The sequence below is a fragment of the Pseudomonadota bacterium genome (genome assembly GCA_018823285.1).
Classification (GTDB): Bacteria; Desulfobacterota; Desulfobulbia; order Desulfobulbales; family JAGXFP01; genus JAHJIQ01.
The window spans coordinates 1-25,172 of sequence record JAHJIQ010000029.1 but is presented as its reverse complement, the minus strand read 5'-3'; the positions used below and the strand labels follow the sequence as shown (position 1 = coordinate 25,172).

General features: G+C 53.8%; 26 protein-coding genes. 12 read left to right on the top strand and 14 right to left on the bottom strand.

What is annotated here, in order from left to right; genetic code table 11:
- Window positions 1-5 precede the first annotated feature (5 nt).
- The 3 genes from nrfD to KKG35_07835 are packed head-to-tail and all read right to left on the bottom strand — an operon-like array spanning window position 6 to window position 2,508.
- Window positions 6-1,244: a polysulfide reductase NrfD gene (gene nrfD, locus KKG35_07845; protein ID MBU1738042.1), complete on the bottom strand. Its 1,239-nt coding sequence runs from the start codon at window positions 1,242-1,244 to the stop codon at window positions 6-8.
- 20 nt (window positions 1,245-1,264) lie between these two features.
- On the bottom strand, window positions 1,265-2,038 hold the full coding sequence (locus KKG35_07840; protein MBU1738041.1) for a 4Fe-4S dicluster domain-containing protein: 774 nt from the start codon (window positions 2,036-2,038) through the stop codon (window positions 1,265-1,267).
- Window positions 2,038-2,508 (bottom strand): cytochrome c3 family protein, encoded by a 471-nt coding sequence (locus KKG35_07835; protein ID MBU1738040.1) that lies wholly within the window; start codon window positions 2,506-2,508, stop codon window positions 2,038-2,040. Before KKG35_07835 ends, KKG35_07840 begins: the two co-directional genes overlap by 1 nt.
- Before the next feature lie 362 nt (window positions 2,509-2,870).
- On the opposite strand from KKG35_07835, the gene KKG35_07830 reads away from it, so the two are divergent.
- The 4 genes from KKG35_07830 (at window position 2,871) to KKG35_07815 (ending at window position 7,868) form a co-directional block, all read left to right on the top strand.
- Window positions 2,871-4,631 (top strand): hypothetical protein, encoded by a 1,761-nt coding sequence (locus KKG35_07830; protein ID MBU1738039.1) that lies wholly within the window; start codon window positions 2,871-2,873, stop codon window positions 4,629-4,631.
- A 222-nt stretch (window positions 4,632-4,853) separates the two neighbouring features.
- Entirely contained in the window at window positions 4,854-5,270 is a 417-nt protein-coding gene (locus KKG35_07825) for a MerR family transcriptional regulator (protein ID MBU1738038.1), read from the top strand.
- Window positions 5,271-5,526: 256 nt separating this feature from the next.
- Window positions 5,527-6,960, top strand: a complete 1,434-nt coding sequence (locus KKG35_07820) for a NapC/NirT family cytochrome c (GenBank protein MBU1738037.1) — start codon at window positions 5,527-5,529, stop codon at window positions 6,958-6,960.
- Window positions 6,961-7,322: 362 nt separating this feature from the next.
- Window positions 7,323-7,868: a DUF4118 domain-containing protein gene (locus tag KKG35_07815; GenBank protein ID MBU1738036.1), complete on the top strand. Its 546-nt coding sequence runs from the start codon at window positions 7,323-7,325 to the stop codon at window positions 7,866-7,868.
- Between the two features lie 145 nt (window positions 7,869-8,013).
- On the opposite strand, the gene KKG35_07810 is transcribed toward KKG35_07815, so the two are convergent.
- From KKG35_07810 to KKG35_07790, 5 genes are read right to left on the bottom strand one after another with little or no spacing between them, the layout of a single operon-like run.
- Complete coding sequence (locus KKG35_07810; GenBank protein ID MBU1738035.1) at window positions 8,014-9,207, bottom strand: hypothetical protein; 1,194 nt, start codon at window positions 9,205-9,207, stop codon at window positions 8,014-8,016.
- Window positions 9,204-9,893: an ABC transporter ATP-binding protein gene (locus tag KKG35_07805; GenBank protein MBU1738034.1), complete on the bottom strand. Its 690-nt coding sequence runs from the start codon at window positions 9,891-9,893 to the stop codon at window positions 9,204-9,206. The genes KKG35_07810 and KKG35_07805 overlap by 4 nt, the downstream gene beginning before the upstream one ends.
- A gap of 16 nt (window positions 9,894-9,909) precedes the next feature.
- Window positions 9,910-11,136: an ABC transporter permease gene (locus KKG35_07800; protein MBU1738033.1), complete on the bottom strand. Its 1,227-nt coding sequence runs from the start codon at window positions 11,134-11,136 to the stop codon at window positions 9,910-9,912.
- A 4-nt stretch (window positions 11,137-11,140) separates the two neighbouring features.
- Window positions 11,141-12,358 (bottom strand): FtsX-like permease family protein, encoded by a 1,218-nt coding sequence (locus KKG35_07795; protein ID MBU1738032.1) that lies wholly within the window; start codon window positions 12,356-12,358, stop codon window positions 11,141-11,143.
- A gap of 3 nt (window positions 12,359-12,361) precedes the next feature.
- Window positions 12,362-13,090 carry an outer membrane lipoprotein-sorting protein gene (locus KKG35_07790; protein ID MBU1738031.1) on the bottom strand — a complete coding sequence of 243 codons (729 nt, stop codon included), beginning with the start codon at window positions 13,088-13,090 and terminating at the stop codon, window positions 12,362-12,364.
- Between the two features lie 293 nt (window positions 13,091-13,383).
- Between KKG35_07790 and KKG35_07785 the strand changes: the two genes are divergently transcribed.
- Together KKG35_07785 and KKG35_07780 are read left to right on the top strand one after the other, a co-directional pair.
- Window positions 13,384-14,304 carry a P-loop NTPase gene (locus KKG35_07785; protein ID MBU1738030.1) on the top strand — a complete coding sequence of 307 codons (921 nt, stop codon included), beginning with the start codon at window positions 13,384-13,386 and terminating at the stop codon, window positions 14,302-14,304.
- Window positions 14,301-14,831, top strand: a complete 531-nt coding sequence (locus KKG35_07780) for a helix-turn-helix domain-containing protein (protein MBU1738029.1) — start codon at window positions 14,301-14,303, stop codon at window positions 14,829-14,831. Before KKG35_07785 ends, KKG35_07780 begins: the two co-directional genes overlap by 4 nt.
- A gap of 27 nt (window positions 14,832-14,858) precedes the next feature.
- Here the strand turns inward: KKG35_07780 and KKG35_07775 are convergent, their stop codons facing one another.
- Both KKG35_07775 and mtnP read right to left on the bottom strand, forming a co-directional pair.
- The gene (locus tag KKG35_07775) at window positions 14,859-15,392 is read right to left on the bottom strand and encodes an adenine phosphoribosyltransferase (protein MBU1738028.1); all 534 of its coding nucleotides are present in this window, start codon (window positions 15,390-15,392) and stop codon (window positions 14,859-14,861) included.
- A gap of 70 nt (window positions 15,393-15,462) precedes the next feature.
- Window positions 15,463-16,227: an S-methyl-5'-thioadenosine phosphorylase gene (mtnP, locus tag KKG35_07770; GenBank protein MBU1738027.1), complete on the bottom strand. Its 765-nt coding sequence runs from the start codon at window positions 16,225-16,227 to the stop codon at window positions 15,463-15,465.
- Window positions 16,228-16,564: 337 nt separating this feature from the next.
- Between mtnP and KKG35_07765 the strand changes: the two genes are divergently transcribed.
- From KKG35_07765 to KKG35_07740, 6 genes are all read left to right on the top strand, one after another.
- Complete coding sequence (locus KKG35_07765) at window positions 16,565-16,768, top strand: hypothetical protein (GenBank protein MBU1738026.1); 204 nt, start codon at window positions 16,565-16,567, stop codon at window positions 16,766-16,768.
- A 52-nt stretch (window positions 16,769-16,820) separates the two neighbouring features.
- Window positions 16,821-17,024, top strand: a complete 204-nt coding sequence (locus tag KKG35_07760; GenBank protein MBU1738025.1) for a hypothetical protein — start codon at window positions 16,821-16,823, stop codon at window positions 17,022-17,024.
- Window positions 17,025-17,082: 58 nt separating this feature from the next.
- The gene (locus tag KKG35_07755) at window positions 17,083-17,298 is read left to right on the top strand and encodes a hypothetical protein (GenBank protein MBU1738024.1); all 216 of its coding nucleotides are present in this window, start codon (window positions 17,083-17,085) and stop codon (window positions 17,296-17,298) included.
- A 412-nt stretch (window positions 17,299-17,710) separates the two neighbouring features.
- Window positions 17,711-17,914: a cold shock domain-containing protein gene (locus KKG35_07750; protein ID MBU1738023.1), complete on the top strand. Its 204-nt coding sequence runs from the start codon at window positions 17,711-17,713 to the stop codon at window positions 17,912-17,914.
- Window positions 17,915-18,531: 617 nt separating this feature from the next.
- Window positions 18,532-19,059 carry a chemotaxis protein CheW gene (locus tag KKG35_07745; GenBank protein ID MBU1738022.1) on the top strand — a complete coding sequence of 176 codons (528 nt, stop codon included), beginning with the start codon at window positions 18,532-18,534 and terminating at the stop codon, window positions 19,057-19,059.
- The gene (locus tag KKG35_07740) at window positions 19,025-20,767 is read left to right on the top strand and encodes a hypothetical protein (protein MBU1738021.1); all 1,743 of its coding nucleotides are present in this window, start codon (window positions 19,025-19,027) and stop codon (window positions 20,765-20,767) included. The genes KKG35_07745 and KKG35_07740 overlap by 35 nt, the downstream gene beginning before the upstream one ends.
- Before the next feature lie 118 nt (window positions 20,768-20,885).
- Here KKG35_07740 and KKG35_07735 read toward each other — a convergent pair whose 3' ends face one another.
- From KKG35_07735 to KKG35_07720, 4 genes are all read right to left on the bottom strand, one after another.
- Window positions 20,886-21,281 (bottom strand): PIN domain-containing protein, encoded by a 396-nt coding sequence (locus KKG35_07735; GenBank protein ID MBU1738020.1) that lies wholly within the window; start codon window positions 21,279-21,281, stop codon window positions 20,886-20,888.
- Window positions 21,278-21,526, bottom strand: coding sequence for an AbrB/MazE/SpoVT family DNA-binding domain-containing protein (locus KKG35_07730; protein MBU1738019.1), 249 nt, complete (start codon window positions 21,524-21,526; stop codon window positions 21,278-21,280). Before KKG35_07730 ends, KKG35_07735 begins: the two co-directional genes overlap by 4 nt.
- Window positions 21,527-21,605: 79 nt before the next feature.
- Complete coding sequence (locus KKG35_07725; protein ID MBU1738018.1) at window positions 21,606-22,952, bottom strand: sigma-54 dependent transcriptional regulator; 1,347 nt, start codon at window positions 22,950-22,952, stop codon at window positions 21,606-21,608.
- Between the two features lie 241 nt (window positions 22,953-23,193).
- On the bottom strand, window positions 23,194-24,798 hold the full coding sequence (locus tag KKG35_07720; GenBank protein MBU1738017.1) for a HAMP domain-containing protein: 1,605 nt from the start codon (window positions 24,796-24,798) through the stop codon (window positions 23,194-23,196).
- Window positions 24,799-25,172: the final 374 nt, after the last annotated feature.

The following is a 25,172-nucleotide window of genomic DNA, read 5'->3' as shown; positions in this document are numbered from 1 at the left end:
GGTTTTTATCCTTCCTTGACGGTGAGTGAGGGGAGGATCTTGTTTATTCCCCAGAAGAGAATAAATGGCGTGGCCACCACCATGAGTGCGCCGGCTACACCTTCCTTGAATGTTTCAAGATTATGCGGAATGACCGGAAGATGGTAGTGCATGAATCCTTCAAACGAGAGCGAGAAGGCCTGCCCGCCGATTACCACGTTCCAACGCATCATGAAGACCCCGTAGAGAACCAGCAGGAGGGCGATGACCAATCGTTTGATGGTGGTTCCCGGGATCAGGAGCAGGATGAACGGGACCAGATTTCCCAGTCCGTACTGCAGGACAAAGATCTTGACGAAGTCCTCCTCGAACATGACTGATCTGAGAATATCCCACGATTTCATCTGGGTGTAGCCCCGAAAGATCAGGTCGAGAAGCTCAAGGGAGATGGCTGCAACCAGGAACATCATCAGGTATCTGGAGGTTGTGGACATCACTTCCATTTCAACCCCGCGAATCACCTTCACCCGCTCATCCCCGCGCCCCCTCGCCAGAATGGCCTTAAACTTTTTCCATTCCATGATGATGATGTAGGTCAGCATACAGAGGGCGATACCGGAAACCACCGCCGACATAATGAAAATGACCGGCATCAGGGGAGACATCCAGAGGGCGTTGGCCTTGACGGAGCCGAAAATAAAGCCTGCATACCCATGCAGGAAACCGGCGACCGGAACCCCGATCGAGGCCATGATCGTGATGGCCCTTTTGTCTTTGGCGGCGGCTTCTTCACTGAGATCGAAAGCGCCCAGAGAAAGAACGAGATACAGGATCCGTTTGAAATTGTCGGCAAACCCTTCTTTCCCTTTCAGGGCGTGTACCTGCTCTACGAAAAAGACCCGGTAGACGAACCAGATTTCGGTTGCGACAATGGCGGCATAGGTTGAAAAAACAATGCCGAAGGCGGCGATTGCCGAAGTGAAATGCGGGGTGAACATGACATTGATCCCCCGGAATGGCTGCTGGAGATGGAGAAGCAGGGGCATCATCGCAACCGGCAACAGGCAGAGGGAGAAGACCAGCGAAAAGCGGGCCATCTCTTTCAGGTCTTTCTGGCCGAAGACATGGTACAGAGAGGACAGCACGAACGCACCGGCAACCAGACCAGTCATATAAGGATACATGACGATCTGGATGCTCCAGTAAATGAATTCGTTCGGGTAGACAAAAAGGGTTTTTTGTGTCCATTCAGCGCCATGGACTATGAGTTCTGGAGTCATATCAATCACCTTACGTTCATGTCCAGGCCGATGTAGAAAGCCTGCGGCTTGGTGCCGTATTCATCTTTAAGGACTGCAACTCTCTCGGTGGTAATGATTTTGGTAACCGGATCGTCCGGGTCCATGAGGTTGCCGATTTTCCTTGCTCCGAAGGGACAGGCCTGAACACAGGCGGTGGGCAGCCCTTTGCTGATCCGGTGGTAACAGAAGGTGCATTTGTCCGCCACCTTGAATACCGGATGAAAAAAGCGAACGCCATAGGGACAGGCCATGATGCAATACCCGCAGCCGATGCACCAGGTCCGGTCGATCAGGACCACCCCGTCGCCGGTCTGATAGGTGGCCCCCACCGGACACACCTGGACGCAGGCGGGATTTTCGCACTGGTTGCAGAGTTTGGGGACGAAAAAAGTCTTGTTGATCTCCTCGGGCCTGATCTCCTGATCAAGAATTTTCTGGGAGGTGAATCCGTCTCTGGCGCCGTTGGGCGAATCGATGTGGGTTCTGCCATCCCTGGTCACAACATATCGTTCAACCCAGGTCCTGGTGACCGGCGCATCGTAGGGAACCGCGTTTTCATTCTTGCAGGCCTTGACGCACATCCCGCAGCCCACGCATTTTTTGGTGTCGATCAGGAACCCCCAACGGGTGTTCTCTGTGCCGGTGGTCGCCGCTTTACTTTCAGAGGGACTCAGTATCTTCAGCGCGGAAACCGGAACGGAGGCAGCGAGGGTGCCTGATAAAGTTGATTTCAGAAATTTCCTTCTTGAGCAACTCATTACATGTCCTCCAGAGCCGGTTTATGGGGATTGTGGCATTCTGCACAGGGCGAATCCGGATTATGGTCTTGTGGGTTGATCCCCTTAAGCCGTCCTCTGGCGCTGTCCGGATAGGGAAGCAGAGCGTGACATCTGAGGCAGAGATCGCGACTCCGGTCGATCTCGAGTTTTTCGGGGTTGTCCGGATGGTCCATGGCCGGCCCATGACAGTTTTCACACTGGATGATATTGTGTTTTGATGCATTGTTGGCCGCCACATTCTCCTCGTGGCACTCGGCGCAATACTCTTTTCCCTTGTACTGCACTTTTTCGGCTTTCCAGTCGTCGATATTGCCGAGACGGTGAAAACCGTAAGTGAAGCCGCTGCCATGGACTCCAAAATCGTCGGGAACCATATAGGCCCTGACGAGCAGGAGCAGGCCTACGGCCGCGATGACGACCCACAGGGGCCTCAAAACATGATTTTTCATACAACTTTCTCCTTTGCCGGTTTGTCTGATCTGCAGGTTGTTATCGTTCAACTACAAGTTTTTGTAAAGGAATTCCGGGTTGCAACCAGGGAATCAGTTTTAGTATTGACAACGAAAATTGCCAATGCTAGTATCTATACCACACTGTGGTATGGTAAGCAAGTGCAGAATTGAGTTTCAGTTAAGTGTTCGTTTTTGCGTTTTTGTACTACGGTGTGGTTGTTGTTCCGGGCCCTTCCGGATCCAGGCGGCAGCCCCATTTTTTTATCTTAAAAACAGTATCGGCTTTTCCCCCGGGCATCGTCAAGGAATTGGTGCAACCATCTTTCAAGTTAAATCCTTCGCTTTAACGGGTATGCTTCATGGAAGTTGAACTGCAAGAGGTCAGGGCTGAGATCAAAGCTCTCAGGACAAGGGTTGAAGAGCTGGCAGACATTGTCAATACGCTCCGGGGAAGTGTCTCTCCCGATCAAGCGGCCAAGCCCCTCATTGCAGACCATGAGATAATCGGGGTTGTGGAACCGGCCAAAGGGTTTGGTGAGTGGATTACCAGAGGAGCCCTGCTGCAGAGGATTGCCGCGATCAGTTTTATCATGGTTTTCGCCCTGCTGCTCAGGGCCATCACCGACAGCGGTTTCATTGATCCCGGGGCGGGTTCTCTCCTTGGAATCGGCTATGTATCGGTACTGGTGGGTATCGGCTGGTATCTTTACCGGGAGGGGAAGGTTCTCGCCCCTGTCTTTGCTTCTTTCGGTATTCTTCTCCTTTTTTCAATTGTTGTCGAGAGCAAGCTCCGTTTTGAAACCCTGTCGACTTTCCGGGCATTGATCTTCCTCTATGGCGCTCTCCTGATTGCTTCTTTTATCGGGGTCAGGTTCAAAGCCAACCGGCTGCTGGCGATCGGGGTGCTCGGCGCCCTTATCTCCAGTCTGGTGATAGATTTTCCGAAAACGGTTTTTGCAGCAGTAGCCCCACTTTTTCTGCTCGCCAATCTGGTGGCTTTCCGCGCCGACCGGAAAGAGGTGTCCGGAGGACTCAAGTGGTATGTTACCGGGTTCACCTTCCTCTTTTGGTTTCTCTGGGGATTTAAACTGATGGCGCCGCTAAAACGTGGTGAAGAATTGGCCGCGTATCTGCATGTCGGCTGGTATATTCCCGAACTGTTACTTTTCTGCGCTGTGTACCTTATTGTCCCGGTCAGAAGATATTTCGACAAGGAGGGGCCGGGAGTGTTCCATACCCTGCTTCCGGCTTTCAATATGCTGCTGTTCTATCTTGCAGGTCGGATCGTGGTGATCGGACTCTGGGATTCCAGCCTCGCGATGGGCATATTCGCCATGATGCTTGTCTTGACGATGTTTGCCATCGGCTGGCGGTTGTCTGCGAAAGGTGAGGGCTACAGTATCGGGGTTGGCGCTTCATTTGTGGCCGGGGCGGTGATTCTTGCTCTCGGCCTGCCGGAGCTTACCGGCAATGTAGCGTATGCTGTTCCGTTCTGGTCGCTGACCGCCTATGGCCTCGCCCTGCTCTCCGGGCGCGGACGAAGTGGCGCGGTGCGGGTTATTTCCTACGCCTACCAGATCTTCACGTTGTTTGCCGGTTTCATGGCCGGAATCTATGTTGTCGGCGATGGTGGAATGAAGGCGGGTTCCTTGGTCGCGGCACTGGTGATGACCGCGGCAAGTGTCATGCAGTTTCGCTGGTGCAGGAACAACCCGCCGCCACCGGAAACGTTTTTCGCCAGGGCCGACCGGGGTGATTACTCCGCGGTTTCAATCCTGCTGGTTGCCCTTGCCGGTTTCTTTTTCATGTTTTCAATGACCATTGATCACCTTGCGGCCTCAATGCTTGCCGACCCGTTTAATGTCACCTGGTGCAGTCGTTCCATTCTGATCAACCTGACGGCCATTATTCTGATGGTGCTGGGATACCATCGGAGGAGCCTGGAGTACATCTGGGTGGCGGTTGCCCTCGGGATTTTTGCCATGCTGAAGGTATTTCTCGCCGATCTTTTCAAGACCAGTGGTATTCCGCTGGTCTTCAGCGTTCTCTCTTTCGGGGTCCTTGCGGCGGCAGGATCGGTCATCCTCGGGAAATGGCAGAAGAAGGGGGAGGCGGCATGAAGCGTTCTGCCGGGAGAAAGAGTTTGCGGTAAACAGGCGGGAAGGATATCCATATCAATCATTTCTCCATTTGCCGATGATATGTTGTGGTACTTTTAATGCCACAAAATCGTTGTAATTTTTTGTTTTAATAAATTGATATTCTGCTATAATGCCCGCCTCGGAATTCGCTGGCTCTTCTGATGCGGAACAGATTAAGAAGTTCGGTAACAGGTTGAGATCATGGCAGTTGACAGTAATAACCCAATTTTCCCGATCAGTGTCGCGGCTAAACTTCTTGATGTGCATCCCCGTACCTTGCGAATTTACGAAGAAGAAGGGCTCCTCAAACCCGCGCGACAGGGGAACAAGAGGTTTTTCTCCAGTGATGATATCGAGTGGGTCCGCTGTCTTCGCAAACTGATCCATGAAGAGGGGATCAGTATCCCGGGCGTCAAAAAACTGCTTGAACTGACGCCCTGTTGGGAGATCAAAAATTGTCCGGCCGAGACCAGAAACAGTTGCACCGCATTTGTCGATCGAACGACACCATGCTGGGAGCGGGCCGGGAGTCTCTGCAAGCAGCAGAGAAACCAGTGTGACGAGTGTGATGTCTTTGTTGGAGCAATGCGTGAGGGTGCTGCGAGGGACGCGGTCTAGTGTCGCGTCAAGGATGAAATGTCATAATATTTCTCCGGCATTTTTTGTGCCGGCAAGGCGCGTGTTGGGTTGCATAGCAGCGCTATGTAACCCAACAGGTAACGCAGGAGGCGCGAAAAACGACGAGAAAGATATGACGGTTCAGAGTTGACGTGACACTAGAGTGATTCGGCGCTTTATTGTTGCCCCGTGTACGGTGGATGGCGAATAACCGGCCGGGGGTTTTTTTATAATATTTTGGAAGGAGTTGTTACAAATGGCTGCAGATGAAATCAACAAACCGGAGACATTCAAAGAATACGACAGAGGCCCATGGAGTTTCATAATCCGTGGCATGTGGCGGTCACCGCTCGGCCTGATGGGGGTTACCCTGACAACCGTCAGTATCACCCTGATGGTGATCGGGCTCATCTTCGATATTCTTGGTCTGATCGAGAACCCGTACGCAAATATCTTCACCTACATGATCCTGCCCGGCGGCATGATTACCGGTCTGGTCCTGATCCCGGTAGCGGGTTTTTTAAGACGCCGGCAGTGGCATAAGTTCGGTATTCCCCGCGAGCATCTGCACCTTGACTTAAGTGATCATAAACACCGCAAGTTCATGATCATCTTCATCGTCCTGACCGTAATCAATGTCTGTGTTCTCGGGATCATCGGCTATGAAGGGTATCACTTCACCGACTCTCCGTATTTCTGCGGCGTTGTCTGCCATCAGGTCATGGCTCCGGAATACACCGCCTATCAGCGGTCGGCGCACTCCAATGTGGCCTGTGTTGAATGCCATATCGGTTCCGGCGCCCAGTGGTTTGTCCGGGCCAAGCTCTCGGGTTTGCGCCAGGTCGTGGCGGTTCTTACCGACAGCTACAGCAGGCCGATTCCGGCTCCGGTAGAGCATCTGCGACCGGCCCGGGACACCTGTGAAGCATGTCACTGGCCGGAGAAATTCCATGGCAAGAAGGTCAAGAGCTTCAAACATTTCACCAACAGCAACCAGACCAGGCCGGAAGTAAACGAGATCGCCCTGCACATCGGCGGCCGCAATCCCGAGTCGGATGTTTTCGAGGGCATCCACTGGCATGTGTCCAACGCGGTCGAGGTCCAGTATCTGGCGGCAGACGAGCGGAGGACCCAGATCGCCAAGGTCAAGGTCAAGAGGCCGGACGGCACCCAGGATGAGTTCACCAAGGCATCCATCGAACTTCCCGAAGGCAGTGAAGCCAAATGGCGGATCATGGACTGTATCGACTGTCACAACCGGCCGACCCACGTCTATGATATGCCGGATCAGGTGGTTGACTTCGGTCTGCTCAGCAAGAAGATCAACCCTGCAATCAACGGCATCAGGGAAGACAGCATCGCTGCAATCACCACCGAGTACACCACTAGAGATGAGGCCAAGGAGAAGATCGGCTCTCTGCTGATGGAAATGCAGTTCAAGCGCAATGGAGATGCGGTTGAACAGTACCGTGAAGACATCAAGAAGGCCGGTCTTTATCTGACCCAGAAGTATCTCGACAACGTCTGGCCGGAGACCAAGGTCAACTGGGGCACCTACCAGGGTCATCTCGGCCATCAGTATGCCGATGATGGTTTCGGCTGTTTCCGCTGTCATGACGAAGAGCATGAGAACAACAGCGGCAAGGTCATCAAGCAGGATTGCGATCTCTGCCACGACGAGCCGAACTGATCTGAAAGATCAGCAGATTTAGAGCAGGAAAGCCAAAAGGCCCCGCGATGAAAATCGCGGGGCCTTTTTTGTTGAATGCAGCAAGATAATTAGCGAGTGAGCGAGTTTGGTTTTTTGTTTGACTCCTTTTGCGGTAACGGGGTAGCCTGAGGCATGAGTTGACCTCGGCGGCCTGTTCTTTCACCTCCCCGTTATGAGAAAAGCGCGCCCTGCCCCTGGCGGCAAACCAGAGCGGAGTGCCGGATGAGATCCTCGTTAATGTAAATGACATCGGTGTACTTCCTGTGCTCCAGAAACCTTTTGCGGCTCACAGGTTGTTTCTTGCGGGAGCGGATTTTCTCACCAGTTCGCAGGAGAAAGATATGATGAAAACAAATGGTTCGAATCATCTTTTCGTGAATTTTCTCAATCAGTTTCGCCCTCCGTGGACCTGGTGTGCCTTATCGATGTTTTTTCTCCTGTTGGACTACCTTTCCGGGCCCCATATTCTGTTTCCGGTGACGTTCATTCTGCCGGTGGGACTTGCCGCCTGGTTCGGGAGCCGGAACTGGGCCCTGTCTTTGGCGATCCTGTTACCGATTCTGCGATTTCAATTTATTTTTGTCTGGGACACCCCGCTGAATTCGACGATGGTGAACATCGCCAATGTGGCTATCCGCATCATCGTGCTGACCTTGTTCGCCCTGCTGCTCAGTAAGGTTGCTGCGCAAGCAAGAGAGTTGCGGCAGAGGGTTGATCAGCTGGAAAAGTTTCTGCCGATCTGCTCGTTCTGTAAAAAAATCCGGGATCAGGATGATGTCTGGCACCCGGTGGAAAGTTATATTTCCAAACGGACCCAGACCCGGTTCAGTCACAGTTTCTGCCCCGAATGCGCGAAGGAGCATTATCCTGAATATTTCAAAGAGTGATCCAGGTTTACGGGGATGTCCTGATCTCTCGCGGTAAATGGAGCAGGTGTGGATCCTGTTCCCGAATCTGATCTGAGTGCGAGTGCCGCCTGCGAAATTCAGCGCAGACGAAAAAAGAAGATTGCCTGTTCTCCCGTCCACCCCCTTAGAAATAGTAACTGAGTGAGGCATACCAGAGGTCGGGATAGTTGCTGAACTCGCTGCTCTCACCGGGCTGGCCGCTTTTGCCGCCTGTACCGGCAAATCCGCCGAGACCGAGGTAGAGGTCTACGGCAACGTTGTATTCCAGGGAGGGCGAGAGGAGGGTGGAGCGGTCGTTCGTATTGTAGATGATGCTCAAGGAAAGTGAAAGCAGAGGGGTCGCCTGGTAGCTTAAGCCGGGGATCAGATAGTCCCGGGCCAGGAGGTAGACACCGCCGTCAATGTATGCGGTCCTGAGGGAATTGGTGAGGTACTCCCGTCTATTCGTCGTCCCTGCCCCGTTGTGGTGATACTCGAGCGATGCGTAAAGATCTTCGGCAAGCAGGTATTCCGCCCCGGCGGAGAGTGACAAATAGTCATCATCCGGATTGCTGGTGAAGACCTGTGCCGCCTCCAGCCAGGTTCCGGCCCCGCCGATTGCCCGGGCCAGATCGAGCCCGTAGAGAATGTGTTCCCGAAAGCGCATGGCCATGACCGAGAAGTCGGTGCCCAGCGAATACCCCTTGAGCCGCAGGTAGGCTGCGCTTTTGTCCTCACGGAAATCGTCGCCGAAGATGGCGCCGAGATCGAGTTCGGACAACTCTCCGAGCGGGGCCCTGAGCCGGATTGCGTCCACCCCGATCCGCTCCTCTTTGGCGATGGTGTTGTAAGGGTATGGTGCAAGGACGTCGGTCGGATTTGCGGCCCGGGCGGAGCCGAAGGCGACCGGCTGGCGGCCGGCGAGGAGATCGAAGGTGGTTGCCCGGTAACTGATAAAGGCCCGGTCGAGGTTCTGGCTGACCACGAAAGAATCGGAAGAATCAGGAGCAGCGGGGTACAATGTGTTTTCCAGGTCGCCCGCCCGGTATGAGAAGCCCTGATAGGTCCGGGAGGTCGAGGCGGGAGTCGTTTTATCCCGCCAGAAAGGGGCAAGTTCGTAGGCGAGTTCCGAGTGCAGTTTCGCTGCCGGTTCTGCGGAGAGTTTCAGCCGGAGACGGGTTTCGAACATCGCGGATTGGGTATCCGTCTGCGGGTCGTCGGAGTACAGCGCGAAACTTCTGCTCGATCCGGACACCTTTGTTGATCCCGCTGCGGCAGAGGGGAGGGCGGTAATCAGTACCAGGGCAAGGGCCAGGGGGTATGAAGGTCCTCTGCTCATCTTCTTTCGTCGCTGCTGATGGCGCCGTCGGTCAGGGTGATGAGCCTCCGTGCGTGCTCCATGACCATCGCCTCATGGGTGGAGAAGACGAAGGTCATCCCGCTTTTCCGGTTCAGTTCGAGCATCATGTCCAGCAGCTCGCGGCCGGTGACCGAGTCGAGGTTTGCCGTGGGTTCGTCGGCGAGGATGATGTCCGGCCTGGAGACCATTGCCCTGGCTATGGCCACCCGCTGCTGCTGGCCTCCGGAGAGTTGGGAGGGGTAGCGTTTCTCCATTCCTCCGAGCCCCACTTCCTCAAGGATCGCGGCCACCCGCTGTTTTCTCTCCGCGTCGCCTACTCCCTGAAGCAGCATCACATATTCGATGTTCTCCCGCGCCGAAAGGACCGGGATCAGGTTATAGGATTGAAAAATGAAGCCGATATGGTCGCGTCTGAAGTCGGAAAGCTCGCCGCCGCTCATCATGGTAATCGGCTTGCCGGCGAGGATCGCGGTGCCCGTGGAGGGAAGATCAAGGCCGCTCATGATATTCAGAAGAGTCGTCTTGCCGGAGCCGGAAGGGCCGGCAAGGGCGGTGAACTCGCCTTTTTCGATGGAGAGCGTCACATCGTTCAGGGCATGGACTTCCACGTCCCCGGTCTTGTAGGTGCGCCAGACGTTTTCGATTCTGATGACATCTTCCGCCATATTGATCCTCCTTGACCTACAGGCTTCTTCTCATGGTTTCGGCCGGTTTGAGCCGCGCTGCGAACCAGGCCGGATAGAGTGCCGCGATACCGGCAAAGCCCAGGATAAGCAAGGGCACAGTAAGGTAATGCCTGGGAATGATTGTGGGATAGAGGAGTTCGGTAAAGGTGACGCTCGCGAACTCGATGCCCCGGTAGTCGATGCCGTAGATGTTGAAATAGCCGGTCAGCAGTAGCCCCAGCGCAGCACCGATGATGGAACTGACCACCCCCAGGAGCAGCGCTTCAAAGAGGATGAGCCCGGCCATGGACAGCGGTCTGGTGCCGATCGCCCTTAAAACGCCGAATTCGTACATCCGCTCGTAGAGCGACATGAAGAGGGTGTTCATGATCGTAAGCGCCACGATGCAGAAAACGAGAATGCCGATGATGAACGCCCCGATGTCGGTCATCGCCACCACGCTGTCGAGCTGTGGCACGATATCGTTCCAGCCAAGGGCCTCGTTTCCTCCTGTTGTGCACCTCGTCCAGAAGGGCAGGCTGCGGTCGCCGGCAAGTTCGATGTCGGTAAATTTGAGGGCTATTTCATGGGCGGTCGGGCCGATCCCGAGCATCTCTCGTGCCTTGTCGATGTGGATGTACATCATTCCCGAGTCCGCTTCCTTGATGTCGTAATGGAAGATCCCCCTGACCCTGAAGAGTTCCTGGGCGAGTTCGCCGGTCCCGGCCCGGGCGGCGGTCAGGACCACCCGGTCGCCGATCCCGATTTCAAGATTCTCGGCCGCCTTTGAGCCGACGAGGATGCCGCGCAGGTCATCGTTCTGCAGGTATTTTCCTTCGCGCATGGCCTCGTCGAGCCTGGACAGCGGAGGTTCACTGACCGGATCTATCCCGTAGACCAGCGCGGTGGCAACATCGGATGGAGAAGTCAGCATCCCGATGGTGATGGTTCTGGGGGTGAAGCGCTCGATCACCTCTTCCATTTCAAGGGATTGCATGACCCCTTGAAAGTCTTTGATTGTAAGCTCCACCTCATTGGTGTCCCTGAAGCCAAGGGCGTGGATCTGTCCCTCGCCGAGAAAACTGTCGGTGGCGGTCCTGATCATGCTTTTGAGCATGCCGTCATAAACGCCGAAAACGAAGATCATCGAGGCCAGTCCCATTCCTACGGCAAGGCCGGAGAGAAAGGTGCGCCGTTTGTTGCGGAACATATTGCGCCAGGCGAGTTTGAGCAGCATACCCATGGTGCTAACCTTCCCGCAGCGCTTTGACCGGCACGATCCTGGCGGCTCTGATGGCCGGCCAGATGCTGACCAGAAGCGCGGTGGCAAAGATCACCAGCGAGGGGATCCAGAGGGTTCGCAGGGTAATGCGCGCCTTCATATACTGAATGGTCATCCCGCCCCATTCGATGGGTTCCGGATAGGTGATGCCATACTCGGCGAAGTAACCGTTGGCGGCAATACCGCCGATGGCGCCGGCCAGAATGCTGAACCCTGCCAGGATCAGGGTTTCGAGAACGATCAGCATGAAGACCTGGGAAGGCCTGGTGCCGATGGCTTTCAGCACCCCGTACTCGCGTGTCCTCTCAAGGATGACCATCAGGATGGTGTTCAGGACTCCCACCGCCACAATTACGGTCAGCACGGTGAGGGTGATCCAGTTGCCCTTCAGGTCGGCCTGCATCGCCTTGTAGAACTGCGCCTCAACCACCTCCCAGGGCGAGGCCTCCAGATCGCTCCCGGCAAGGGCCAGGTTGATCAGGGAGGCCGCTTCCCTGGACTGCCAGTGGTTTGAAAGAAGCACCGTTATTTCATGGGCGGTCTTTCCGAGGACAAAAAAGTCCCTTGCCGTATCGATATGGGTGAACGCGGTCATGTCGCCGTAAGAGCTGTTTTTGTCCTCAACCAGTCCGACGACGGTGAAAAGTTCCGTGGCCGGTGAGCCGTCGGCCGCCTGACTGATCAGGGCCACTTCGTCTCCCAGGCCGATTTTCAGGATACGGGCGGTTTTCGCGGGCAGGATGATTTCGTAGGCCAGTGGATCGTCTGATACAAAACTCCCTTCACTGACCTTTTCCCGCAAACGGGTCACCAGCGGTTCACGATCAGGGTCGATGCCCATCAGGTTCAGAGCGGTGGTCTTCCGCCCGGCAAAGGCGAGGGCGGGGCCATAAATCCTCGGCGCCCAGGCCAGAACCTCTGCCGCGTTGCCGATAATTGCCCCGACGCTCTCCACATCATTGATCTTCTTGTACAGGGAGTGTTTGTCAAGGTAGCCTTTGACATGGACCTGGACATGGCCGGTGCGGTCGCGGGTGAACATGTCGATGATCATGTCATACCCGCCGTCCACGAAACCGAAGGAGAGGGAGAAGAGCACAAAGGCGCCGGCCATCATCATGCCGGTGAGAATGGAGCGTCTTTTATGACGGAAAATGTTGCGGAAGGCGATCTTCAAGAGCAATGGTCATCTCCTTTGCTGAAGATTACGCAGGGTGAAGATATCTTTCGGCAGTTCCAGGTCAAAGGTGGCATCGGTATAGGTGACGATCGTCCGGTGTCCCTTCTTGTTCAGCGGGATCAGTTCCATGACCGCCGGGATCGTCTTCCCACCGAGGGATTTTATTTCCTTGAGCACCATGATTCGCATAAGGGTGCCCTTCTCGTCATAGAACTCTTCCCTGACCGGAATGTAGTCTTCCTTACGGACCTTGGCGACGATGCGGCCCCAGACAATCGGCGAATCCTCCCGGGGGATGAATTCGGCGTAATAAAAGCCGCTCTCGGCGTCTTGTGGTTTTATGAGAGAGGCGGTGTAGTCGTCCCGCATGGAACTCTCCTTGACAATATCATCGTTGGTGAAGTCGGAGCCCATCCAGGAGCCCATCATCATCGAGGGCGGAACTTTCATGACTTTATTGATCTTGGGGAAGTAATTCCACATCTCGTTTTCGATGCGCAAGGTGGCGGTTCCGGTCTCTTTCTTGGGGCTCAAGATCCGGATGAAAGCCTTGTCGAGTCCCTCGGACCACCCTTCCATCTGGAGAGTGCGCTGCCAGTCCGGGGTTTCGATGCGCATCTCGAACCTGGTCCGACTCGATTCGCTCCGGAAAAGCCGGTCGATTTTGTCGATGATCTCGTCGATGTCGGGCTGCTCGTTCGCGTTTGAGAGAGGAGTAGAGATACAGAGGAGCATCAAGGCAACAAGCAGTGTTGGTGATAGGGATTTGATATCTGCCTCCTTGTTTTGCTGAGTTGGGCAAAAGAGTCTGCATGCATTATATACCGATAAATTATATTATCGCCAATAAACAGCGTCGGGCAATGCATCTGGTCCGTCGCGCCGCGTAGAGGCCCATCCCTTTTCAGGAGTCATTCCTGCCTTGTATATGGTTCTGCACACCTTTTTTGATCTTTGCCGCACGATCGGTTAGTATGTGCAGGATCTCAATTTTATCCCAGTCGGTAACCGTGAGAATGAATATGGACATGAACGGTTCAAACAACTGTAAGATCTGGGCCATCGGCGGCGGCAAGGGCGGTGTGGGCAAGAGCTTTGTCCTCTCCAGCATCGGGATGAATCTTGCCAAGGAGGGTCGGGTGGTCATGATCGATGCCGACCTTGGCGGTGCGAACCTCCATAACTTTCTCGGCATCCATCGTCCGAAAGCGACCCTGTCTGATTTTTTTGAGAATAAAACCCCGCTCGAAGAACTGATCAGCGAGACCGGGGTCGAAAATCTCGGCCTCCTCTCCGGGGTGATCGGCTCCCTCGGCGCGGAGGGCATCAAGTACGCCCAGAAGAAAAAACTGTTCGCCCACATCAAGCAGATCAAGGCGGATCATATCCTGATCGACCTCGGCGCCGGGGCGCATCACAACACAATCGACACCTTTCTCCTCGCCGACAAGATGGTCCTGGTCATCGTTCCCGAAATCATCTCCATTGAGAATATGTATAATTTTCTCCGCAACGTTTTTTTCAGACGGCTCGGGGTAGTCCTGTCCGACTATGGGTACCGGGACCTCGTGGTCACCCTGTGGAAGGACCGGAAGGAGCTCGGGATCAATAATTTCCGGGAGCTGGTCGACTATCTGAAAAGCACTTCCGATGAGGTCAGGGATGTCGTCACCCGGGAAGTGGCTGATTTCAAGGTCCATCTGATTTTAAACAAGGCCAGAACCAACAAGGACATCATGATCGGTAATTCGGTCAAGAGTATCTGCAGGAAGTTTTTCGGGATCAATGCCCTGTATTCAGGCTACGTGGAATACGACGAGCTTGTGTCCCGTTCGATCAACCAGAGACAGACCTACATGACCGCCTATCCGGATTCGAGGTGTGCCCGTGAACTGGAAAGGCTCACCAGAAACCTTCTGGCCGGTCGGCAGGTCAAGATCATCAAATGAAGAAAAGAGAACGCTGCATAGATTTTTTTGATGTGCTGGAACTGCCGCCGGATTCCACCTTCCCCGAGGTGAAGAAAGCTTATCTGCTCCTGAAGGAGATCTATTCAACCGAGTCCATCGTCACCATGTCGGTTGAAGAGGAGTTCTCGGAAGAGCAGAAACAGGAGATTCTTGACGAGATTGAAGAGGCTTACCATGCCCTGACGGTCATGTTCAACCAGGAACAGGAAACAACGGTCGAAGATGTGAGCAAGCTGGTCGCCGAAATTCACGAGTTCGACGGCGCCGCGTTGAAAATGGTCCGGGAAAAGCTCCGTTTCTCTCTGGATGATGTCGCCATGTCGACCAGGGTCCAGCAGAAGCACCTGCTCAACATCGAAAACAACAATTACCCGGCCCTGCCGGTGGCGGTATACACCAGAGGTTTTGTGATGAACTACGCCAAATTCCTCTCCCTCGATCCGGAGGTTGTGGCGCAAAGCTATCTTGAAAAGTTCAAGAAATGGAGCGAGGAGAACGGCTCATAACTCTCAACTCTTATCTCTCTTTTCCCGTCAATCCCCTTCAAATTCCGTCAGAGAAAAGATCTTGTATCCCTTTTCTTCGAGTTTTTTCTGGCCGCCCACGTCCGGCAGGTTGACGATGAAAGACATTTCAGCCACGGTCCCGCCGAGTTTTTCGATCAGGGCCGCGGCCGCCAATGCGGTGCCGCCGGTGGCAAGAAGATCGTCAACCAGCAGAATGCGGGCGCCTTTCACGAATGCGTCCTTGTGGATCTCGATAATGTCGGTGCCGTATTCGAGGGCATATTCCTGGGATTCGACTTCGGCAGGCAGTTTGCCCTTTTTTCTGATCGGGACAAAGCCCTTACCGAGAGTGTAGGAAAGGGCGCCGCCCATGATGAATCCGCGGGCTTCGATCCCGGCAATAATGTCATACTTGATTTCGGTTGAAAGATATCTCTGGGTCAGGTTGTCGATCACCAGCCTGAAGCCTACCGGATCCTTGATCAGAGTGGTGATATCACGAAACATGATCCCTTTCTTGGGATAGTTCGGAACGGTTCGAATCTTTGATTTGATCGGCATCTTTTTTCTCCTTGAGCTTCACCCTTCGGGTATAAGTTTCGTAAGAGCAGACCAGCTGCTCAACTCAGCTTTATTTCACGCAAACATCGTTATATTTTCTGATCCTGGGGATAACGTCCAGAAAGAGCCTGATTACACTGTCGGCATTGTTTTTCATGGTATCGAGGATCATTTCCCAGGTGACCGGTTCCTCATCCTCGTGCCAGCAGTCATAATCGGTCGACATGGCGGTCGAGGCGTAATGGATCTTCATCTCGCGGGCCAGGTTCACTTCCGGTACGGTACTCATATTGATGACATCCGCGCGCCAGCTCCTGAACATATGGCTCTCGGCTTTTGTCGAAAATCTCGGCCCTTCGATGGTGATTACGGTTTTCCCGGTGTGGTGGGGGATGCCAAGAGATGCGGCCGATTCGGCGAGCAGGGCGCGCAGTTCAGGGCAGAACGGTTCCGCCATCGGGGTATGGACAACCGGACCCCGATCAAAAAAAGTCGTTTCCCGTTTACGGGTGTGGTCGATGAACTGGTCCGGAAAAACCAGATGTCCCGGTGCGATATCCTGACGCAGGGAACCGACTGCGGTTGCGGCAAGGATGTGGGTGCAGCCATATTCCTTCAAGGCAGAGATGTTGGCCCGGAAGTTCACGCCGGACGGGTATATTGAATGGTCCCGGCCGTGCCTGGCGAGAATGGCAACCTCAATATTTTCTATGGTTCCACAGGTCAGCGGAGAGGATGGCGGGCCGTACGGGGTGTCCACACGCACTTCTCTGGTGCCTTTCAGTATATCCGGGTTGTCGAGTCCCGAACCGCCGATAATTCCAATCCTGATCATGTCGGTTGTCCTTTTCTCCTGAATTCGTGACGGCTTCGTGCGATCTTTCGCCTCTCTCGAACGCTCACGGATGCAGATTTCGGTAATGTTTATTCTGACCGGTCAATATAGCATCAAGAATCCCAACGGGCAAATATAGAATGCCTGTTCGCTGTTCATTCCCTGCCAAAATGACAAAACCTTGTGTCATGCTGACACGGAAAATCCAGCGGCGAAAATCTAACTTGCTGATAAATCGTTGTTTGCGTGTTGTGGCACGGTTTTGGCAATATTACCAGGCAAAGGAAAGAGTTCAGAAGTTCAGAGAACTGAATTTTAAATACTGAGGAGAATGATCATGACAACTGCAATCAATAAAACAGCAACCAGGACCACCACCAGAACAAATGAGAATACATTCGGCAAAACCACCATCGCCATGTTCGGTGCATCTTCAATGCTCATCGGTGTCTGGGCGGCTGCCTGTTTTGTCGGCGCCATCGTTTCCGCCGGCCCCATCGGTCTTGTACAGGGATTCATCAGTGCAGTGACCGGGATCTGATGAACAGGCTGATGAGAGAGAGCAAAGAAAAAAAATCATAAGGAGAGAGACCATGAACGCCAATACAAAAACCAGAACGATAGCCAAAGATGTTTCAAGGGATGCAGTCGACACCTTCTCCCGCGCCACCATGATCGCCATGGGCGGAGTTTCAGGACTCGTCGGACTCTGGGCGGTAGCCTGTTTCGCCAACGCCCTGTTGAACGGCCCTGCCGAACTGGTACGCGGGTTTGTTACCGCCCTCACCGGAATATGAGAAGAGATTGAACAGAAGAAGACACAATTATTTGATCTGAATGAAAAGGGGAAAGAAAATGAGCGAGATTAAAGCAAAGACCAACGTCAACGTAAACGCCGGTGCATCAGCCCGCAGTGGTGTGGATTCGGTATCACGGGGCAGCATGATCACCATGGGAGTTGTTTCCTCCCTGGTCGGGATCTGGGCGGTAGCCTGCCTGGTCAGCGCCATGGTCGACGGCGGGCCGATCGAGCTGCTCAAGGGATGGTTCTCGGCGGTTCTCGGTATGTAAGATATCCCGGTATTGTTTTCACTCGCATCCTCTTTTTTGGGGGATTGAAAACATAAAGCTGAGTTGAGCAGCTCGCCTGCTCGTACGAAACTTATACCCGAAGGGTGAAAAGCTGAGTTGAGCAGCTCGCCTGCTCGTACCGATAAGCGAGCTTGCGAGACATCGAGACTTATACCCGCAGGGTGAAAAAAAAAGGGGGATGGGGCAGGCCTTTCGATTCAACTCGGGGGGCCTGTTTTTTTTTGCAATCGCAGTTTTTTTCTGTTATAAAATTCTATCTCTGTATATGTGCAGTACTGGAACAGTTGTTATTGTCGGCCGCACAGTGAAAATATTGTGTGGCCTTTTTTAGTAATGGGTTCTGTCGGGTCAGAGCCTGGTATTTGTTCAACAAGTATTGATAGGAGTTGAAATGTTAGAAGGTAAAGTCAAGTGGTTCAATGAGTCAAAGGGTTTTGGTTTCATCGAGCAGGCTCAGGGTAATGATGTGTTCGTTCATTACACTGCAATCAAGACAGAAGGTTTCAAGACTCTGGCTGAAGGAGAAGAAGTCACTTTCGAGATCGTCGATGGTCCTAAAGGCCCGGCTGCTGCCAATGTGCAGAAGAAGAAATAACTGACTTTATCCATACTGATTGCCTGATCAAATGGCCTCCGGGAAACCGGGGGCCATTTTTTTTGCCGATCATTCTCAAATTTCAGCCGGAATCTTTTCGGCTGGTTCACCCTTCGACAGGCTCAGGGTGAGCGGAGTAACGGTTATGCCTGTCATCACAGCTTTGCTGCCTCGCCGTATCCCGATCTACCCGGGTGTGCAGCCTCTCCGTGATCCAACTCATCCAGAGCTTGTCAAATCCCTGCACATCCTGAGCTTGTCAATCCGCTCCCCCTGAGCCCGCCGAAGCCCGCACATCCTGAGCTTGTCGAAGCCCGCTTATCCTGAGCTTGTCGAAGGATCATTCTGAGCCGGTCGAAGGATGGCCCAGCCCATGTCCGAAGGGTGAAAAGCTTACACCGATCACCTCGTGGTTTTTTCCCTGCCCTGTTCGCTATCCGCTGCGGGGAGTGTGTGGCTGGGGAGTCCAATCTCAACCTTGGGGAGTGTGTGGCTGGGGAGTCCAATCTCAACCTTGGCTGTAACTCATTGATAATCTTTTTTTTTTGGGGGGGGTTGACTTTGAATTATCAGGAGGCCGATAATCGAAAGGTGGGATGAAAACAATATCGGAAAAGATGATTGACTCAGGGAGGTGCGATGTGACGGCGGAAGAGTTAAACAAGCAGATCAGAGCGGAAACCAGCAGAGGCGGGAAATATCTCACCTTTACCCTGGGCAATGAAGAATACGGAGTCGGGATTCTGAAGGTCCGGGAAATCATCGGGATCCTCGATATCACCGAGATCCCCCGGATGCCGGATTACGTCAAAGGGGTGATCAACCTGCGGGGAAAGGTGAGCCCGGTGATCGATCTGCGGCTCAAGTTTGCGATGCCCCGGGCCGACTACACTTCACGGACCTGCATTATCCTGATGGAAATCGACAAGGAAGAGACCACCGCCCTGATGGGGATTATTGTTGATTCCGTATCGGAAGTTATGAATGTGAACGCGCATGATATCGAGGATACTCCTGAAGTAAGGGGAGCCAACACCGACTATATCCTGGGGATTGCCAAGAAGGACAAGAAGGTGATCATGCTCCTCGATATCGACAAGGCGTTGAACGATGATGAGATCGTCGCGCTGGAGGCGGTGGCCTGATTCCGGCGGGCTGATGCAACCGGATATTTTCGGAAAACTGTCTTTTTATGGACATGTTCATCAAAGAGAAAAAGGAGAGCCAATGTTAGCAAAATTCAAGATGTCACAGAAAATTCTCGGCGGGTTTATCATGGTCGCGGTCATTCTCGGCCTCGCCATCCTGTATATGGTCTCCGGCATGAAGAGTCTGGCCGCTCTTCAGGATGAAGGCGCCGGACGGGCCGATGACGCGATTGAGATGGGAGAGATCATGGAAAGACTGGCCGGTTCCTACAGCGTGATCGCCGATGCGGTGATCAACCGGAATCTCGAGGCGACCCGCAGGGAGTTCGCCGAGTTGAAGGCGCAGAGCAAAAAAGATATCGCCCGGGTGTTGGAACTGGTTGATACTGATGAGGAGCGGCGGATTGCCAAGGAGTTCGGCGCTGATTACTCCGAGTATCTCGCGATCTTCGAAGATCAAATGTTCCCGGTTCTGGAAAAGGACAAAGGAGTTGCGCCGGGAAGTGAGGAGGGGATCAGTAATCTGAAGAAGATCCGGGAGCTGGACGAAAAGATCGACGTGCAAAGGGGCCAGGTTGACGATGAGCTTGAAAAACTCTTCACGTCACTTCACGAAGAGATGAACGAAGGGGACAAGGAGTATGATGCGGTCAGCACCCGGACCATTCTTGTTGCGACCATAATCGGCATTGTCGGCCTGGTCATCGCCCTGGCCATCGGCTTTCTTCTCACCAGCGCGATCACCAGGCCGATCAACGAGGCGGTCAAGAACATGACCAGCGGCGCGGAGCAGGTTTCCGGCGCCGCCGGTCAGGTGGCCTCCTCCAGCCAGTCGCTGGCCGAGGGCGCTTCGGAGCAGGCCGCCTCCCTTGAGGAAACCTCCGCCTCCATGGAAGAGATGACCTCGATGACCCGGCAGAATGCCGACAACGCGAACCAGGCGGATACCCTGATGCGCGAGGCGCTGAGCGTGATCACTGCTGCGGACAAGGCGATGGACGAGATGAGCCGGTCCATGGAGGAAATCTCCAAGGCCAGTGACGAGACCTCGAAAATCGTCAAAACCATCGACGAGATCTCCTTCCAGACCAACCTTCTTGCCCTGAACGCGGCGGTTGAAGCGGCGCGGGCCGGAGAGGCGGGCGCCGGATTCGCGGTGGTGGCCGACGAGGTGCGGAACCTCGCGATGCGTGCCGCCGAAGCTTCCAAGAATACCGCGGCCCTGATTGAAGGGACGGTTGTTAAAGTCAACTCCGGTAAGGAGATCGTCTCCCGGACCAATGCCGCCTTCAAGGAAGTGGCGGAAAGCAGCTCCAAGGTCGGCAGTCTGGTGGGTGAGATTTCAGCGGCCTCCAAGGAGCAGTCCACCGGTTTTTCCGAGATCGGCAAGGCCATTTCCCAGATGGATGAAGTGACCCAGCGGAACTCGGCTACTGCTGAAGAGTCTGCAGCTGCCGCAGAAGAGTTGAATGCCCAGTCCGAGGTGATGATGGCTTCAATCATGGACCTGCGTTCCCTGGTTGAAGGGGTCGGCAGTGCTCCTCCTGTGCACCGGGCATCAGGCGCAAGTCGTCCGGTAAACCGGCGGACACCGGCTCCGGTTACCCGGCGTCCCGCTCTCGCCGCACCGGCCAAATCAGCGCCGAAGGCGAAAAAACCCGAAGAGGTAATCCCGATGGATGATGAGGAGTTTGAGGATTTTTAACTCCGGATATTGAAAAGAGAGCTTTGCAGAAAGGGCCGTCCATGATCCGGACGGCCCTTTCTTTTAATGACCATGGAACAACTCGTCACCCCGGTGAAAACCGGGGGTCTGGAACTCTTTATGCAGATTCAAACAGTTCAAATCTGCCGGCTTTCTTGTCAAAAGTGATAATCCGTTCGCATCCCTGCGAGATTGCAGAATGGGCAATTAACAGATCAGCAAGATCATGTTTGCTCTTTTGGGAAGTTGAAATGAATTCTTGAATGGTTGTATGGCTTTCAAATTTCAGAACAGGCATCAATATCAATTCGCTCAGGCAATCGAGTATTTTATTTCTTGGGATACTGTAAACGGAATCGAGAACCCAGAGGAGTTCCAGAACAACCAACAGAGGAACAAATAACTGGTTTTTCGCAGATTCCGCCTGCTTGAAAATTGTGTAGACTTTCTTCGTTTGCCGGTCATCATCCCCAACAAGGAACCGGACCAGAATATTGGTGTCGACCCCTTTCATTTATATTTCTCTGCGAGTCGTTTTTTTATCGTGGCATTCATGGTGTCGACTGAGACAGCTTTCCTGCCTGATTTTTGCAACATGCAGAAGACATCGTCTACTTTTCTGGATACCGGCCTGATCAGGGCTTCACCCTCGCTTGTGGCAATGATCTCCAGCTTGTCTCCGGTGTGAAGATTGAGACTTTTTCTTACTTCTTGCGGGATTGTGATTTGTCCTTTTGTTGTTATGGTTGCCAGCGCCATAGTGTTCTCCTTACTTGATTTAATTCCTTACATCAGGGTAAGGCGTAAGGGGGTTGTTGTCAAGATTTCTGATAAAGGATCAATACGGCATGCCGTATTTCTCGATCTTGCGGTACAGGGTGCGCAGGCCGATGCCGAGTTTTTTGGCGGCGGCGGTCTTGTCGCCCCCCGTTTCATCCATCACTTCGGTGATCGCTTTGATCTCCAGCTCCTGGAGAATGCCGCCTTCATTACCATTGCCTGATTCAATCGGTTTATTGGCGAGATATTCGGGAACGCTCTCCAGATCGATGGTCTCGCTCCTGGTCATCACCACGCAGCTTTCGATGCAGTTGATCAGTTCCCTGACATTGCCGGGCCAGTTGTAGGATCTGATCAGCTCCATGACCTCGTCGGTGATCCCGGAAATCGGCTTGCCGTGGAGGTGGGAGAATTTGGCGATAAAGCTCTTGACCAGGGCCGGGATGTCCTCCTTTCTTTTCCGTAAGGGCGGCACCTCGATCTTTACCACCCGCAGCCGGTAGAAGAGGTCGTCGCGAAAGGTTCCCTCGCGGACCAGTTCTTCAAGGTTCTTGTTGGTGGCGGAAATAATCCGGACGTTGACCTTCAGGGTTCTGGTGCCGCCGACCCGTTCGAAGGTCATCTCCTGCAGGAAGCGCAGCAGTTTGACCTGGATCGAGGGCGGCATCTCGCCGATCTCGTCCAGGAACAGGGTCCCCTTGTCGGCCAGCTCGAAACGGCCCTTCTTGGTGGCGACCGCCCCGGTAAAGGCCCCCTTCTCATGGCCGAAGAGTTCCGACTCGAGGACCCCTTCGGCAAAGGCGGAACAGTTGACCTTGATGAAGGGCCCGTGGGCGACCGGGCTGTTGTAATGGATGATATTGGTCACCAGCTCCTTGCCGGTGCCTGACTCCCCTTCAATCAGCACCGTGGCCCTGGTGCCGGCAACCTGCCGGGCGAGGTCGGTGATTTTCACCATGGCCGGGGAGGCGCCGATCAGGTTCAGGTCGGGCATGGATTCCTTCAGCTGCTGCCTGAGCCTGATGTTTTCCTCTTTCAGGTTCTTGTTTTCCAGGGTCTTGTCGATGAGGAGCATCAGCCGGTCTACATTGACCGGTTTGCTCACGTAGTCGTAAGCGCCGAGTTTCATCGCCTGGACTGCGGTTTCGATGGTGCCCTGGCCGGTGATGAAGATGACCGGCGGCGGGTTATCGAGCTGGTTTATTTTCTCCAGCAATTCAATGCCCGACATTCCCGGCATGTCGAGGTCGGAGAGGACGAGATCGATATGCTCGCGGCCGAGAATTTTCAGTGCCTCCGGGCCACTTCCTGCGGTAACGGTAGTAAAGTCATCCTCCAGGGACATGGAGAGGGTCTGCCGGGTGATCGAATCGTCATCCACGATCAGGATCTGAACGTCATTCATGGTCTTCCTGCTGGTTTATAATTTTTCCTGATTCCGTGACGGCTTCGCGCGATCAATCAGCTCAGGTGGTTGTGATTACGCAAGAATTTTTTGCTTAGTTGCGGAGGTGAATACTCACCCGCCGCCCTGCGGGGCGTTCGAGAGCCGCACATCTGCTGCGTTGACAACTCGTTGATATACCATATGTATAATCAACATCGTCGTCGCCTTGCATCTGTACCGCTCTCGAACGCTCACGGATTCAGGTTTTTGCAAAAATTCTGCGCGCTGCACCGGGTTCGGGAAGCACGATTTCAAATTCGGTGCCTTCGCCAACCTTGCTGCGGCAGGTGATTTTGCCCCGGTGGTCTTCAATAATCCGGCGGACGATGGCCAGTCCGAAACCGGTTCCTTTCTCTTTAGTGGTAAAAAACGGCTCAAATATTTTTTTAAGATCCTGCTCCTTGATCCCGATGCCGTCGTCGGCAACTCTGATCACGATTTCGCCGTTTTTGGTTCGCTGCGTTATCAGTTTCAGATGACCGCCATCCGGCATCGCGTGGATCGCGTTCACCGAGAGGTTGAGCAGCGCCTGGGTAATTTTTTTCCGGTCGATCATCGCGTTGAGAGGGCCGTCAACAAGTTCACTGACAATTTCGACCTTTGCTTCCCGGGCTGACTCCCCGACCATCCGGAGCAGTTCGACCACCAGGTCGTTCACGTTGCATTCCATCAGATTCGGCGGCGCGAAGCGGGCGTACTGGACGAATTCATCCAGAATTTCGCTGATCCGTTTGATCTCATTGTCGATGATATCGGTGACTGAAAGCAGACTGTCGCGGGTCTTGTCGTCGTGCCAGTCATACTTGCGGATCTTTCTGGCGAGGAGCTGCTGGTTCAGGTAGAGGGAGTTTAAAGGGGTCTTGATCTCGTGGTTGACCGAACTTGCGATCTGGCCCAGGGTGGCGATCTTCTCCATCCGGACCAGATCCGACTGGGTCCGTTTCAGGTTCTCATTGGCCTCCCGCAATTCGGCGGTTCTCGCCTCGACCTGCCGTTCCAGCTCGTTGGCGAACTCGACTCTTTTCTGCTCATGGTTTTCCAGCTGACTGGTCATCAGGTTGAAAGATTGGTAAAGGGCGCCGATCTCTGTTTGCGAACGGCTGTCGACCCGGACCGAAAGGTCGCCGCTCGCCACATCCTGGGTCGCCCGGGCGAGGTTCATGATCGGGGTGATGGTGTTTCTGGTCAGAATGATGTAGCCGACAATCGACGCGAGGATCCCGATCAGCGAGGAGAGCAGATAAAGCGCGAGAATGGAGCGCATTTTATGGTAGGAATCGTCAACCAGGGTGGTGATGATCGGGGCATGGTAGTCCTTCAGTTCGACGGTTTTGGCCTGCACCCTGCTGCCGAGTTTGCCGAGATCTTTCACGAGTTCCGGGTCGAACATGATGTTGGCCGGGTTTTCCAGCAGAATGGTCACTTTCTCACTGATCTGCTGGAGGATCGGCAGGATGTTGCCGAGCTTTTCCTGCTCATCCCGGTCATGGCCGAGCTCGGCACGGTCGGCAAGAAAGGCGTTCACCTCGCCGATCAGGTCATGGATGATATCGCTGGCATAGTTCAAGTGCTGGCGGTCGGCCTTGATGATTGCCTTGTCGATCGCATAAATAATCTGGGAGACCTTGATATTGACATCATTGGCAGTGAAGACATCTTCGCTCTCCACCTTGATTTCCTTGATATTGTTGACCAGGTTGCCGACCAGGGAGATGCAGACCGCCCCGACGCTCATGATCGCGAAGATGTTCAGGAAGAAGGCGGCAATGATGTAGCGGCTCAGTTTTTTTCGGACTTCAGGCATGTGCGGTTCTATCCTGCGCTGGCAGATTTTTCGTTTCGGGTAATTCGGTTCACTCTATAAGGAAACAGGGAATATGAAAAGGGAAAATCAGGTGAGCCCCGAAGGGGAATTAAGAATTAAGAGTGAAGAATTAAGAATGAAGAATGCAAAATGCAAAATGTAAAATTAATGAGCGGGGGGAGAAGAAATTTCAATGGATGTAATGAGGGTATTTTATAATAATTTCAGACGTTTATAAATAAAATAATGCTTGACATTCCGGCAAGCGTAGCCCACAGTTCTCTTCACTCTTCACTCTTCACTCTTCACTCTTCACTCTTCACTCTTCACTCTTCACTCTTCACTCTTCACTCTTCACTCTTCACTCTTCACTC